The organism is Pseudomonas sp. GQ91 (genome assembly GCF_059758795.1).
In genome coordinates this window covers 254753-268941 of the sequence record NZ_JCAXED010000006.1, presented here as the reverse complement: position 1 = coordinate 268941, position 14189 = coordinate 254753, and the positions used below count along the sequence as shown (strand labels likewise).

10 protein-coding genes and 1 pseudogene are annotated in these 14189 nt (G+C 59.1%); 9 read left to right on the top strand and 2 right to left on the bottom strand.

What is annotated here, in order from left to right; all coding sequences use genetic code 11:
* The 9 genes from AC6CIA_RS11580 to AC6CIA_RS11540 all read left to right on the top strand — a co-directional run bounded on the left by AC6CIA_RS11580 (position 1) and on the right by AC6CIA_RS11540 (position 11864).
* Entirely contained in the window at positions 1-1161 is a 1161-nt protein-coding gene (locus AC6CIA_RS11580; RefSeq protein WP_498312079.1) for a KPHS_23130 family T6SS system protein, read from the top strand.
* Positions 1162-1421: 260 nt separating this feature from the next.
* Positions 1422-4520 (top strand): ImcF-related family protein, encoded by a 3099-nt coding sequence (locus tag AC6CIA_RS11575; RefSeq protein WP_498312077.1) that lies wholly within the window; start codon positions 1422-1424, stop codon positions 4518-4520.
* Positions 4517-6100, top strand: a complete 1584-nt coding sequence (gene tssA / locus AC6CIA_RS11570) for a type VI secretion system protein TssA (protein ID WP_498312075.1) — start codon at positions 4517-4519, stop codon at positions 6098-6100. The genes AC6CIA_RS11575 and tssA overlap by 4 nt, the downstream gene beginning before the upstream one ends.
* A 24-nt stretch (positions 6101-6124) precedes the next feature.
* The gene (gene tssF / locus AC6CIA_RS11565) at positions 6125-7894 is read left to right on the top strand and encodes a type VI secretion system baseplate subunit TssF (RefSeq protein WP_498312073.1); all 1770 of its coding nucleotides are present in this window, start codon (positions 6125-6127) and stop codon (positions 7892-7894) included.
* Positions 7858-8955 (top strand): type VI secretion system baseplate subunit TssG, encoded by a 1098-nt coding sequence (tssG, locus tag AC6CIA_RS11560; protein ID WP_498312071.1) that lies wholly within the window; start codon positions 7858-7860, stop codon positions 8953-8955. The genes tssF and tssG overlap by 37 nt, the downstream gene beginning before the upstream one ends.
* Positions 8936-9472: a type VI secretion system lipoprotein TssJ gene (gene tssJ, locus AC6CIA_RS11555; protein ID WP_498312069.1), complete on the top strand. Its 537-nt coding sequence runs from the start codon at positions 8936-8938 to the stop codon at positions 9470-9472. Before tssG ends, tssJ begins: the two co-directional genes overlap by 20 nt.
* A 3-nt stretch (positions 9473-9475) precedes the next feature.
* Positions 9476-9916: a type VI secretion system baseplate subunit TssE gene (gene tssE, locus AC6CIA_RS11550; RefSeq protein ID WP_498312067.1), complete on the top strand. Its 441-nt coding sequence runs from the start codon at positions 9476-9478 to the stop codon at positions 9914-9916.
* Positions 9917-9938: 22 nt separating this feature from the next.
* On the top strand, positions 9939-11072 hold the full coding sequence (locus AC6CIA_RS11545) for an OmpA family protein (RefSeq protein WP_498312065.1): 1134 nt from the start codon (positions 9939-9941) through the stop codon (positions 11070-11072).
* A 93-nt stretch (positions 11073-11165) separates the two neighbouring features.
* Positions 11166-11864 carry a YuaM family protein gene (locus AC6CIA_RS11540; RefSeq protein WP_498312063.1) on the top strand — a complete coding sequence of 233 codons (699 nt, stop codon included), beginning with the start codon at positions 11166-11168 and terminating at the stop codon, positions 11862-11864.
* A gap of 530 nt (positions 11865-12394) precedes the next feature.
* Here the strand turns inward: AC6CIA_RS11540 and AC6CIA_RS11535 are convergent.
* Together AC6CIA_RS11535 and AC6CIA_RS11530 are read right to left on the bottom strand one after the other, a co-directional pair.
* Positions 12395-12553, bottom strand: a pseudogene (locus AC6CIA_RS11535) (MarR family transcriptional regulator); the annotation flags it as partial.
* Between the two features lie 98 nt (positions 12554-12651).
* On the bottom strand, positions 12652-13995 hold the full coding sequence (locus tag AC6CIA_RS11530) for a spinster family MFS transporter (protein ID WP_498312061.1): 1344 nt from the start codon (positions 13993-13995) through the stop codon (positions 12652-12654).
* Positions 13996-14189: the final 194 nt, after the last annotated feature.

The following is a 14189-nucleotide window of genomic DNA, read 5'->3' as shown; positions in this document are numbered from 1 at the left end:
ATGGGCTGGGATCGTCAGCCGCCCGAAGTGGTGGAAGCTCCAGAGCCCCCTGTGCTGGGCCGTTGGGTATTGGCGGCAGTCGTGGCGGTGCTCGCCTGCGTGCTGCTGTTTTTGCTGTATGCCTCCGAACGTATGCCGCTACTGCATACGTTCAATATCTGGGTATTTTCCAGCTCGCCGTTGCTGGTCTGGATACTGGCGTTTGGTGCTCGTGCCCATGCTTACGGGAAAGCGCTGAGTCATTACCAGTTTCTTGAGGAGGAGGCACAAGGTGCACAGCAGTCCTGGCAGGGCTGGTCGCAGCGCTACCTGGCAGTGTCTGCCAGTTGTGTGCTGTTGCCGGATCAGGTGTCTGCCAGCGTACTGATTCAAGGTCCCTCTGGTTTGCCTCCCCGTACAGGGCAGGCACGGCGTATTACGGCCCTACCTGTACAGGCGGAACGCGTGCAGACCGGATTGCAGATGTTGGTCCAGGGACTGGCGCCGGCACTGCAAGCCTTGCCGACGGCCCAGGAGCTGCGGATCACCCTCCTGAGCGATGTCGATCCTGGGCAATACGAAGCCTTGCGCGATGCCTTGCAGCAGACTTGGACCACCACAAAAAGTCGGCCGCTACCCGCTACGGTCACTCTGGCTGGCGAATTGTCGTACCGGTGGATCGATGAAACATTGAAGACTGCGAGCGCAGCCATCGAGTTGATTCTGGTGTTACAGGTACACGGCGAAGAAGCGTACTCCGACGGGCTTGCAGCCTTGCTTTTATGCCCGGACAGCCTGGCACTCGCCTTGGAGCTACCGGTAACGGCTGGCTTGTTACGGCCAATGCCGTTGGACAATGACGCGCTGGATAGCGAATTTCCGCTGTTCCTGCAAACCCAGACAAGTGCTTGCCAGGCGACTGGCTTGTTGGCCGACGACGCGGATTGGCAGCCTCTGACCGGCAAAATGTTTGCTGTCGCAGGTGCTCATGGCGCGTCGCTCAAGGTGGAGTCGCAGTGGATTCAGGAGAACCTGTGTGGATTGTCGGGCCCGCTCGGGCACTGGCTGGTGACTGCGCTTGGAGTGGAAATGGTTCGGCATCAGCGCAAGCCTTTGTTGGTATTGGCCCAAGAAGAATCGCGGCACTGGATTAGCACTGTTACCACGGGAGAGTTGGCATGAAAGCTTGGAGTAATTCATGGCGTCGCGCGGGGGCAGCAGTGTGGGTCATTACGCTTGTAACTGCGCTGGGCTGGGTGATCTGGAAGTACGGTGCTCGGATAGGGTTAGTCGAGAATCACCACAAGCTGTTCGCTTTTTTACTAATCATTACTATCGCAATGGTGGGCAGCTTGGTACCACGGCTGTTGGCGCATCTCAAACGCCAAAACCACCAAGAGCAGGGTCGCACGGATAAGGTCTATGCCCCGACAGACGCACAGATGGTTTTGCCTCGCCAACCAGCTGTTGATTTCTCAGCGCTGCGTGACCACCTGCGAGAGCGCTACGGCCTCTTCTGGCGCCGTAAAGTCCGTCTGCTGCTGGTCGTTGGCGAACCGGCTCAAATCGAAGCCATCGCCCCGACCCTGGCCGATCAATTATGGCTGGAAGGCCAAAGCACCGTCCTATTGTGGGGCGGCAGTGCCCAGTCGACATTGGACCAGTCATTCCCTCAGCAATGGGCCGGCCTGAGCCGCTGGCGTGCGCTCGACGGCGTGGTCTGGGCACTGAACAAAACCCAGGCCGCCGATGATGCCGCGATGGGTGCGGGCGTGCGCCAGATGCAGCGCCTGGCCCGTGGCCTGAACTGGCAGTTGCCGTTGTACCTGTGGCAGGTCTGCGACAGCGCCTGGTCGCAGGACACCCGCAAGGCGCAGCCAGTGAGCTGCCTGTTGCCGGCGCGCTTTGATGCGCAGACGTTGCAAGGTCGTTTGAATAGTTTGCTGGAGCCTTTGCGTCGCGAAGGCCTGGCGCAGATCAATAATGTAATGGGCCATGACTTCCTGCTGCGCCTGTCCCGCGATTTGCAGGCCGAGGGAATTGCTCGTTGGCGTCACACGCTCGCTCCGTTGGCCGGCGAGTTCGCCCGTGGCGTGCCGTTGCGTGGGCTGTGGTTCAGCCTGCCGGTGCAGGGTGATCAGCGTGATGCTCAACATGTTTGGCTCGTCGCCCCGGCATGGCACGGCGTACTCAACGATAACGCCACCAGCGGCCGTCGACTGGGCTGGAGCGTTCCGCGCGTCGGTTATGCGCTGGTGCTAGGGTTGGCAGTGCTGTGGGGAGCCGGGTTATTGCTGTCGTTTGTCAGTAACCGTGTACAGATTGCCCACGTGCAAACTTCGTTGGCGGCATTGCAGCAACCGGGCAATAGCGACGAGCAACTGAGCGCGTTCAACGATCTGGTACGCGAGCTGGCACGTCTGGATTACCGCGCCAAACACGGCATGCCCTGGTACCAGCGTTTCGGCTTGAACCAAAATCAAGCCCTGCTCGATGCCCTGTGGCCACGTTATGTCGAAGCCAACAACCGCTTGATACGTGACCCGGCAGCGGCCAATTTGCAGCGACAGCTTAACGCCTTGATCAGTCTGCCCCCGGGCAGCGAGCAACGGGCTGAACGGGCACAAAGCGCCTACGAGCAATTGAAGGCGTACCTGATGATGGCGCGCCCGCAAAAAGCTGATGCGACCTTCCTGACCAAAGCCTTGACCAACGCCGAGCCGTCACGCACCGGCGTATCGCCGGGACTCTGGCAAGGCCTGTCACCGAACCTGTGGCAGTTCTATGGCGAGCACTTGGCGACGCACCCGGACTGGGCCATCAAGGCTGACCCGACGCTGGTGGCGCTGACCCGACAAGTGCTGCTCGGTCAGTTGGGCCAGCGCAATGCCGAAACCACCCTGTACCAGCAGGTCCTCGACCTGGCAGCTAACCAATATCCTGAGTTGGGTGTGCAAGGCATGGTTGGTGAAACCGACGCCCTGGCGTTGTTCTACACCGAATCCAGCGTGCCGGGGGTGTTCACTCGCCAGGCCTGGGAAGGCCAGGTACGTCAGGCCATTGACGATATCGCCGAGGCGCGCCGCGAGGAAATCGACTGGGTACTCAGTGACAACCAGACCGATATTGCCGCCGAGCTGACCCCTAGTGTGCTCAAGGAACGCCTCACTGAACGCTACTTTCAGGACTACGCCGACGCCTGGCTGGATTTTCTCAACAGCCTGCGCTGGCATCAGACCGTCAGCCTGCCCGATGTGATCGATCAGTTGACCCTGATGACCGATGTCCGCCAGTCGCCACTGATTGCCCTGATGAACACCTTGGCCTACCAGGGACAGGCCGGTACTCGCAGCCAGGCCCTAGCTGACTCGCTGATCAAGTCCGCACAAAAGCTGATCGATCAGGACAAGGTGCCGGTGATCGACCAACAAACCCAGGCGCCACGCAGTCCGCTGGATGCTACCTTTGGTCCGCTGCTGACCCTGTTGGGCAAAGACCCCGAGGGCAAGACCGATAACGATCGATTGAGCCTGCAGGCGTTTCTCACTCGAGTAACACGTGTGCGTTTGAAATTGCAGCAAGTGAGCAATGCGCCTGATCCGCAGGAAATGACCCAGGCCTTGGCGCAGACGGTTTTTCAGGGCAAGAGCATCGACCTGACGGACACCCAGTCCTACGGCAACCTGATTGCCGCCAGCCTGGGTGCGGAGTGGAGTGGAGTCGGCCATACGCTGTTTGTGCAGCCGCTGGATCAAGCCTGGCAGCGGGTTTTGCAACCCTCTGCGGCTGGGCTCAACAATCAGTGGCAGCGGGCGATTGTCACGGACTGGCAAGGCGCTTTCGCCGGTCGCTACCCGTTTGCTGACACCGCCAGTGACTCCTCGTTGCCGATGCTGGGGCAGATGATCCGCGCCGACTCTGGGCGCATCGAGCAGTTTTTGCAGCGCCAACTGAGCGGTGTGCTGCGCAAGGAAGGCAGCCGCTGGGTCGCCGACCCTCGTCATAGTCAAGGCTTGCGCTTCAATCCGCAGTTCCTGTCGGCAATCAACCAGCTCAGCCACTTGGCTGACGTAATCTACACCGACGGCGGCATGGGCCTGAGCTTCGAGCTGCAAGGCAAGCCGGTGCGCGATGTGGTGCAAACCACCTTCATCCTCAATGGTGTGCAACATCAGTACTTCAACCAGAAAGAGCTCTGGCAGCGTTTCAGTTGGCCGGGACGTGGTGACCATCCGGGCGCCAGCCTGAGCTGGACCAGCATTCATACCGGCGAGCGTTTGTTCGGTGACTACCAGGGCACTTGGGGCCTGATTCGCTTGTTGGAAAAAGCTCGAATCATCCCTTTGGACGATGGTGACAGCCGCTACCGCATGGTCCTCAAAGCCCCTGATGGCGCGAATCTCACCTGGAACCTGCGCACCGAACTGGGTGCAGGTCCTTTGGCCCTGCTCAACTTGCGCAACTTCACGCTGCCGTCGCAGATCTTTCTCAACGAAGGTGCCGCAGAAGTGCCCTATGCGCAAAACGGGAGTTTTGAATGAGCCTGCGCACCCTGATCACTCACTGCCTGGGTGAGCGCGATGCCTTGGCCCTCGCCCGCGACCAGGCCGAACGCTGGCAACCGTGGCTTCTGCCCATCAGTGCGGACTCACCCGTAGGCGAAGATCCAGGCTATGACGATGACTTCCAGCGCATGCGTGAAGAGGTCAACAAACTGTCCGGGGCGGATGCCGAGCGGGTGGTTCAACTGGCCGAGAAGCTGCTTACCCACACCTGCAAGGACCTGCGGGTGGCCACCTACTACCTGTGGGCGCGTTTGCAGAAGGACGGTGAAGTCGGACTGGCGGACGGGCTGACGTTGTTGGCTGCGTTGGTGGAGCGTTATGCCGCAGAGGTACTGCCGGCGCGGCCCAACAGTCGCAAGATGGCTTTGGAATGGCTGTCCAGCGGCAAGGTGCTGGACAGCCTGTCGTTGTACCCCGAGGTGGTGCGCAGCGAGTCCGAACGTACAGTAGCGGCGTTGGCCTGGCTGGAGCGCGGGCTTGAGGCGTGGCCGCAAGACCAACGTCCAGCGTTAGGGGCGTTGTATGGCGCATTGTCCGCCCGGTTGACCCAGTCCGGCGGGGTGGATGCACTGGTGCCGCAGCACAGTGCCAGTCATGAGTCGAACGTGCAGTCGGCGCCAACCGCCACGGCCATCAAGTCCGGGCGTGACCTGCTGGACAACGGCCGGGCGCTGGCGGGTTATTTGCGCGAGCAACCCCAAGGTTGGCTGGCGGCCCATCGACTGATGAAGAGCTTGCGTTGGGACACGGTGCACCAGACGCCGCCTGAGGAAGCCAGCGGTAATACGCGTCTGGCGTCACCTCGTGGCGATTATCGCGCTCAACTTAAGCGCCTGTACCTGCAACAGAGTTGGGCTGAGTTGCTCGATCAGGTCGAGCGGGTGTACGCCGAAGGGGTGAACCATTTTTGGCTGGATCTGCAGTGGTATCTGTACCAGGCGTTGAGCAAACAATCCGCACCACAGGACAGCTGGGCCGATATCGTCAAGCGTGATCTGGGGATGTTTCTCGAACGACTGCCGGGCTTGGAACTGTTGCACTGGAACGACGGTACGCCCTTCGCCGATGAGACTACCCGCGACTGGATCACCCAACACGTCAGTGGCAACCGCGCCCAGCAATGGCTGCCGGCACCGAAGGCGATACTGACCACAGGAGACGCTGAAATCCTGTCGCTGGAGGGTGAAGCCCTGGTCCAGGCCGACAGCGACGGCGTAGAGGTGGCGCTCGCCTGGTTGGCGGCCCGGCCTGGAATACAAACCGGGCGTCAGCGCTGGCTGCTGCGCCTGCTGATGGCGCGGGTAGCCGAGCAATATGGCAAAAGCGATCTGGCCCTGCACCTACTGGGGGAGTTGGACGCTACCGCGCAGCATCACGCGCTGGCGGTGTGGGAGCCGGAGCTGAATTTTGAGGTCAAGGCACGCCTGCTCAAGCTATTGCGCTTGAAAGCGCAGCGCAACGATGCGGACAAACCCACCCTGGCCCGGCGCACCGAGGCGCTATTGGCAGGACTGGTTGCGATTGACCCGGTACGCGCTGCAGTGCTTTGCGGTTAACCCTTATTCATCTGGAGTCTATCTGTGAGCACGGAAAATTTAACACTGCGCTACTTCGATGCCGAGATGCGTTACTTGCGTGAAGCCGGCAAGGAATTCGCAGAAGCGTTTCCGGATCGGGCAGCCCAACTCAATCTGGACAAACCGGGCGCGCAAGACCCGTATGTGGAACGTCTGTTCGAGGGCTTTGCCTTCTTGATGGGGCGCCTGCGCGAGAAGCTCGACGATGACTTGCCGGAGCTGACCGAGGGTCTGGTCAGCCTGCTGTGGCCGCATTACTTGCGCACCATTCCTTCATTGTCGGTCGTCGAGTTGGTGCCTGAACTGGCGCAGATGAAGCGCAGCGAGGCCATCGCTACGGGCTTTGAGGTACTGTCCCAACCCGTCGGCCCGCAACGCACGCGCTGCCGTTACACCACCACCCAGGACCTGATGTTGCAACCGTTGGCCCTGGAGTCGGTACGACTGGCCTACGAGCCAGACGGTCGCTCACTGCTGCGCCTGCGCTTTGCCTGCGGTGCGTTGACAGACTGGAGTCAGATCGACCTGAGCCACCTGCCGCTGTACCTGAATGCCGACGCACCGCTGGCCAGTGCCTTGCATCAGGCACTGACCCTGAACACCCAAGCGTTGTACGTACGCTTGTCGGGGCAGCAGGAGCGCCATCGGCTGGAGGGCCACTTTGCGCCTAAGGGGTTCGCCGATGAAGATCGCCTGTGGCCCAAGGGCGACAGCGCTTTCAGCGGTTACCAATTGCTGCTGGAGTACTTCAGTTTCCGCGAAAAATTCATGTTCGTGACCCTTTGTGGTCTGGAACAACTGAACCTCACCCCGGGTACGCCGTGGTTTGAACTGGACGTGGTGCTGCGCGAGGCATGGCCGCACGAATTTAGTGTGAGCAGCGAACACATTCGCCTGCACACCGTGCCGGTGATCAACCTGTTCCCGCTGGAGGCCGATCCGATGACTCTGGCGCCGTTGCAAACCGACTACCTGCTGCGGCCTATGCGCTTGCAGGACGGTCACACCGAAATCTATTCGGTCGACCAGGTTACCTCGTCAAAAAACGCGGTGCGTCAGGACTATGTGCCGTTCACCAGCTTTCGCCACAAGGGCGGCATGCTGCGCGATGAGGCCCCTGAGCGTTATTTCCATACCCGTCTGAAGCGCTCCGCCAAGGGTTTGCATGACACTTGGCTGATCCTGGGCGGTGACGGTTTCGATAAGGATCGATTGCAGGGCAGCGAAAGCCTGTCCCTGCGATTGACCGGCACCAATGGGCTATTACCGCGTAAGGCCCTGCAAAGCACCTTGCTCGACACCGTGGTGCAATCCACCCAGACCGGCCTGCGGGTACGCAACCTGTGTGCACCCAGCTTGCCGTGCTACCCGCCTAACCGTGATCGTTTTCACTGGCGGGTGCTCAGCCATTTGGGTTCGAACTTCTTGCCGATGCTCGACAGCGCCGAGGTGCTGCGCGGCACCCTGGCGCTGTATGACTGGACCTGCAGCGAGCTGAACCGCCGTCGCCTGGAGGCGATTGTCGAGGTTCGCCATCATCTGGTTCAGCGTTTCGAAAAAGGCTTTCTGCTGCGCGGGGTGGATATCGAAGTCACCCTGGATGCCAATGGTTTTTCTGGCGAGGGCGACATCAGCCTGTTCGGCGAGTTGCTCCATCGCTTCTTTGGCCTGTATGCCGACATTCATTTGTTCAACCAGCTCACGCTGATCCTGCAACCTACTGGAAAGTGCCTGCGATGGAACGAAAACCACAGTCAGCGTATTCCCGGCTGAAAGCCGCTGGTTTACTCCAAGCGCTGGACGGGCGGGTTGCCGAGGCCAACCTCTACCGTTTCTGCCAGTTACTGGAACAGGCATTGCCCGATCACCCACCGTTGGGGAGCACCGCGCACCCGGCGGATGATGCGGTGCGCTTTCGGCCCGATCCCGGTATGGGGTTTCCTGCGGGTGAACTGAAGGCCATCGAAACCGACGAGGACTATCCGGAGCGTCCGGCGACGGTACGCACGCGTCTGTTGGGCCTGTACGGCGTCGACTCACCGATGCCGACGACGTTTCTGGACGACATCGCCCAGCGTCGCGAAGGCCATGAAGCGCTGGAGGCGTTCCTTGATATTTTCAACCACCGGATATTCACCCAGTTCTATCGCATCTGGCGCAAGTACTCCTACCCGGCGACGTTCGAGGCGGGCGGCAGCGATGCGACGTCGCAATGCCTGCTGGGTCTGATCGGTTTGGGGATTCCCGGCACCGCCCAGCAAATCGCCACGCCGATCTCGCGCTTCCTGGCGCTGCTCAGTGTGATGCGCCTACCGACGCGCAACGCCGAAGGCATCAGTGCACTGGTCAAGTTACTGGCACCCAATACCAAAACCCGGGTGACGCCGCATTGGCCACAGAAAGTGCCCTTGGCGCAGCCGGCCAGTTTGTCCACCACTCACCCAGTGAGCTTGTCCCAGGGCACGCCGTTGGGCAGCGTCGGCTTTGATGCCAACAGTCAGTTGCACCTGGCGCTGTTCACCGAGGACCTGATTGAGGCGCGTGGCTGGTTGCCGGGCAGCCAACTGCACAACGACTTACTGGTGTTGCTGCGGGTGTATCTGGGCTGGCGTTGCACTGCAAAATTGCAGCTGTCATTGCCGATACACAGCCTGCCCAAACCGGTGCTCGGCGGTGCGCCGGTGCTCTTGGGTATGACCGGTGTTCTGGGCCTGGGCAGCGAGGCCTGGCAGGTCGGGGAGCACGACACCATCACCATCAACCTGGGCCGATATCAAGGCCTACACAGCAACCCCCAGTACAGAGAGGCACAGCATGTTGCGTACCGTTTTTAATCTATTGAAGGTGGCGCTGCTCGGTGCGTTATTGAGTGGGTGCGGGCTGACCCAGACTGTGGCCGACGGCACCGTGTCCATGGCCAAGGCCATCTTCTACAAACAGGTAAAAGTCCTGCACTTGGACTTTACCGGCCGGGCGGCGATGAACACCGACGTGACGGACATGACTGGCCTATCGGTGCCCACCGTGGTGCGGGTGTATCAACTGCGCGATAGCAAGGCCGTGGACAAAGCCACCTATGACAGCATGCTGAGCGATGCGGATAACTTGCTGCGCGCCGATCTGCTGGATCAGCAAGCGCTGGTGGTTAAACCCGGAGAGGGCGCACAACTGAACGTGCCCCTGAATAAAGACGCTCAGTTCGTGACCGTGGTGGCGTTGTTCCGCACGCCCGACACGCAGAAAAACACCTGGCGTCTGACGCTGACCCGCGATGACCTGGACCCGGACCGGGCGCGGGTGATCGAACTGGGCAACAACCGGCTGACCCTGCAACCGTTGGCGGAGAAGTAAGCCGTGAGCGAGCTGAATCCTTCACTCTACGAAATGCTTTTGCAGAATTTTGACGGTGAGCTGGACCTGTATCGCGTTCGGGAAGAGGACCAGCACACCCTGTCGGTGCTGGACAACCTGCAACGCATCCTCAACAGCCGGGCGGGATCGATTAGTCACCTACCGGACTACGGCCTGCCGGACATGGGCCTGATCCTGCAAGGACTGCCCGCCTCAGCGCATGGGCTGATGGGTACCCTGGTCAACACCTTGCTCAAGTACGAGCCGCGGTTAGCGGCGGTGAACATCGAACTGCTGCCGCAGACCCAACCGGGCCATCTGGAATATGCCCTCGACGCGCAACTGAAAGGGGGCGAGCGGGTGACCTTCGGCACGACCCTGGCGCCCGAGGGGAAAGTGTTGGTGCGTCACCTGAAGCGGCAGCACTATCTGCCCAAGCCGTAAACCTGTAAGGAAAGGAAGCTGGATGACGGCGTTATTTGAAATGCGTATCCGAATCGGCGGTGACCCGCGTGGCTTCGGCGAATTTACCGCGTTGCGTGACGAGCTGGCCAAGCTGAGCCATCCGGCGTGCCCGGACGTCGACTGGGCCAAGGTCGAGCAGTTGAGCCTGACGTTGTTCCACAACAACGGCGCAGAGCTGCAAACCGCCGCTGCTTTTGCGCTGGCCCGCAGCCAACGCCACGGTCTGGAGGGCATGGCGCACGGGGTGACATTGATCGAGGCGCTGTGCAACGAATGGCCCAGCGTGTGGCCACCCATGGCCTCCGTACGCCTGGATATTTTGGCCTGGCTGTTTGCCCAATTGCAGCCGTTGCTGCGCAGTCAACAGATCACGACGCAAACATTGCCTGCCCTTGAATATCTGGACAGTGAGCTGGCTCGATTAGCCACGCAACTGAATCGTCAGGGACAGGTGCCCTTGGTCACGTTGCAGGCGCTGCGTCATCAGGTCAGCGGACTGATGCAACGCCTGGAGCGAAATCTCCACGCCGGTGAAATGGTGCCGCAACTGAGTAGGGTTCCGGCACCTGCGTTTGTGACCCCCGTGGTGATTTTGCCAGCCCAGCCGATGCCGGAGGTGCCGACCGCATCCCCGAAAGCTAAGCGGCGCCGTATCGTCGGGTGGCTGTTTGCGCTGATCGCCGTCATCGCTCTGGCGTGTGGGTTCTGGTGGTGGAGTCAGATGGCAGGTCAAAACGTCCAACCGCACCAGGCCGTGCCCGCCCCGGTGCGTCTGGACAGCCTGTCGCTATTCGATGCAGGCAGCAGCGAACTTAAGTCTGGCTCGGCCAAAGTGCTGATCAACGCTCTGGTCAACATCAAGGCTCAATCTGGCTGGCTGATTGTGATCGTCGGGCATACCGACACCACGGGTAACGCGGAGCAGAACCTTCAACTCTCATACGCTCGCGCCCAGGCGGTGCGCGACTGGATGCAGCGCATGGGCGACATCCCTGACAACTGTTTTGCTGTCCAGGGTGCGGCAGGCAGTCAACCGATTGTTAGCAACGACACCGTCTCGGGGCGAGCGATCAATCGCCGGGTGGATATTCGCCTGGTGCCGCATGTGGAGGCCTGCATGAATGCTGCACGTTGAGAAGGCGACGTCGATGGTTGAACGTATCAAAAATGTACTGTGATGAATGCATGAGTAGGGTCCACCGGACCCAAATTGAAAAATAGGAGAACTATGATCCCGTCAATTGATAAAACAATTCAGGTACTGGAAGAGTTAAGCCGCTGTGAACCGCGTCAAGTGCGGTGCACTGGGGTGGAAAATAAGGCACGGGTCATCGCTAATTGGTGCCTGGGCTTATCTGGGCTATTCCTTATCATCATGGCATGTTTCGTTTTTTTCTATGAAGCTAGGCCACCCTCTATATATGCCCAAATATTTGTGCTGACGATGAGCGTCCTTTCCATGCTACTGGCCATATCCACTTTGATTGCGCCGATGGTGGCGTCGCTTTTGTTGGCTTTTCGTTGGAAGAAGTTATCGTTGGAAGGATTGTGTGACGATATTCGGCATGAACAAACGATGGCTGATCGTTTCGCCAAATTTGAGACTGTTGCCTTGAAAGATGCCCATTTTTGGTTAAGTCGAAAAATCAGGCGTATCAGTGAGCGTACAGGACGTTTTTTCGGAGAGAAGACGGCTGTAGTCGGTCTTTTGGCCACAGCGTATTCCTTTACGGCTGAGTTTGGCGGTGTGGAATGGATTTCGAAGACAATGGCCGCCGGTTTTCGGGTAGATAACTTAGGGAATACTGTGCTGTTGGGGGTTGGTGCGCTATTACTCGGTATGTCTATCGGCTCAATCGCACTGGGGCATATTGCTGCTCGTTACCGGTATCAGATTGAGATAATTGAACTGGTTGGCAGAGAGTAGATAGGTGTGCCATATTTTCCGATTAAAGAAAAATTATGGCACGGAGAAAAATGGCGGTCTTGGTTTTTTGTGACGCTTATGCGTTTTAAGAAGGTTGTTTCCCTTCTCGTTTTTACAGCGTTAATTCTGACTCTGAGGAGATTGCAATATGGCGGTGTCGAATAAATGGATGACTTCATCGATTGCCTATTATCTTGATTTTTTTACTGCACCGCTGTTCGTTATTTTGGCCCTGTTTATGGCCCCATTCCATCTAGGCCAGATGCTCGCTGGCCTGTTGGTCTGGTCACTGCTCGAGTACTCGCTACACCGATTCTTATTCCACTCACTATACCGTCGGGAGCACTGGACCCACCATGTCGACGTGCTTGCGTACATCGGCGTTTCCAGTTGGAAGATTAGCTCGGTATATGGCGGCCTCCTGCTATTTTCTTCGTTCGCTGGACTGACTTCGGCTTTCGCCGGGTTGGTGCTGGGCTATTTCACCTACATCTCTCTACATTACGTAATGCACCGCCCACGGCACTGGGCCAGCGCGGTATGTCCATATCGATTTTTTTCAGCGCTTTCTCCATGGCCATGGAGTAGCGACCGTGCAGGCGAGCCAGCCAGTAGAAGGGAAACTCTTCCTTCTTGAAGTCTTCGCTGGCTGGGTTGTATCGGCTCAGGCGCTTTTTCGGGGTGGTCATAAAGGTTGGCGTAGTCTTTCAGGTGAGCGGGTTTGATCGCGGGCGTCATTGTCGCGCCGCCCGCGGTAAAAAACCAGCAGGCACGCCGTAGCGTGCCGTCAGGCCAGGCCTTCGTGTTTGAGGCTTTCACGGAAGTGTCGGCAACCCTTGATCAGCAAGAGCAGGGTGAGTGCTACGGCGAGGGTATTGAGCAGGGAAATCGAGGAGCCGACCATGGCCGGATTTTGGAATAGCCGGTCGGTGAGCAGCGCGACCAGTGTGGTACCCAGACCCAGGCCGATCAGATTGGAAATCAGCAGGAACAGTGCGCTGATCTGCGCTCGCATCTGATTGGGTGGCAGGATCTGCATGGCTGCGGTTGATGCCGGCATTGGGAACGAAGCGAAGAACATCGCCGTTGCCAGCAACGCCACGGACATCCACAGTTCGCTGACCTGGGTGAACGCGATGGCGGGCACGGCCATGCCGATTGCGCCGATGACTCCCGCACGGATCGGCGCATCGCTGTACCCTTTTGTGGCCAGCCAGTCGATCAGCCAACCGCCACAAAACACGCCACTGGTATTGGCCAGTAGCACCACGATCCCGAGCAGGTAGCCGGTGTCGCTGGGGGCAAGACCGAATGCGCGCATATAAAAGGCCGGGGTCCAGCTAAGCATGCAGAACAGCGTCATCGCGTAGAACGAAAACCCCAGGTAGTGGCAGAAAAAGGTCTTGCGGTGCACTGCCAGGAACTTGAACGCGTGTTTCATGCTGGGCGCATGGACCTTGCCCTCGGCGTCCAGTTTCAAGCCCTTGCGAGCCGGGTCGCGAATGGTCAGGGCAATCAGCAGGGCAACGAGAACACCCGGCAGCCCCACCAGAAAAAACGTCACCTGCCATGGCCGCATTTCGCCCAGTACCGGTACGGCGACACTCTCGAGATTCTTCAATAAGTCGATGACGTAGCCGCCAATCAGAAAGGCCACGCCGCCGCCGATGAACGAGCCGATCGAATAGATCGCCACGGCGCGCCCGAGTTTTTCCCGGGGGAACATATCGCTGAGCATTGAGTAGGTGGCCGGCGACAGCGCCGCTTCACCAATCCCGACACCGATGCGCGCCATAAACATCTGCAGGAAGTTCTTGCTCACTCCGCACAGGGCTGTCGCCAGGCTCCAGAACGCGATGCCGATGGCGATGATGTTCGGTCGGGAAAATTTGTCCGCCAGCAGCGCGATGGGCATGCCCATGAAGGCATAGAACAGGGAGAAAGCCAGGCCGTGCAGCAGGCTGAACTGGGTGTCGGATAACTGCATGTCGTGTTTGATCGGTTCAATCATCAACGCCAGGATTTGACGGTCGATGAACGAAAAAATATAGGCGAGCATGCAAACGGCAACGACATACCATTCGTAGGCATAGCTTTTACGGGTGACCTCGGTCGGTGTTTTGCTGGTCATGCTGTTTGGCCCCTTCAGGGTTGGCAGTCAGTCGGCGGCAGCGGTTCGCAGTTGGGTGTATGGGTGACGCTGTCGTTACCCGAGCGCCTTGCCCTGGTGCGTTTATTGGTTTTGTTGTGCGGTTCCAGGTTGCCAATGGCTTGGCATGTGTGTGCTGCAGGACCTTTTTAAGCCCTTGTTTGCCCTGACTCTAT

Excerpts from the sequence above, each read along its gene's own strand:
- AC6CIA_RS11540 (WP_498312063.1), top strand. The coding sequence starts at position 11,166 with ATGATCCCGTCAATTGATAAAACAATTCAGGTACTGGAAGAGTTAAGC.
- tssJ (WP_498312069.1), top strand. The coding sequence starts at position 8,936 with ATGTTGCGTACCGTTTTTAATCTATTGAAGGTGGCGCTGCTCGGTGCG.
- AC6CIA_RS11580 (WP_498312079.1), top strand. The coding sequence starts at position 1 with ATGGGCTGGGATCGTCAGCCGCCCGAAGTGGTGGAAGCTCCAGAGCCC.
- AC6CIA_RS11545 (WP_498312065.1), top strand. The coding sequence starts at position 9,939 with ATGACGGCGTTATTTGAAATGCGTATCCGAATCGGCGGTGACCCGCGT.
- AC6CIA_RS11575 (WP_498312077.1), top strand. The coding sequence starts at position 1,422 with ATGGTTTTGCCTCGCCAACCAGCTGTTGATTTCTCAGCGCTGCGTGAC.
- tssA (WP_498312075.1), top strand. The coding sequence starts at position 4,517 with ATGAGCCTGCGCACCCTGATCACTCACTGCCTGGGTGAGCGCGATGCC.
- tssG (WP_498312071.1), top strand. The coding sequence starts at position 7,858 with ATGGAACGAAAACCACAGTCAGCGTATTCCCGGCTGAAAGCCGCTGGT.
- AC6CIA_RS11530 (WP_498312061.1), bottom strand. The coding sequence starts at position 13,995 with ATGACCAGCAAAACACCGACCGAGGTCACCCGTAAAAGCTATGCCTAC.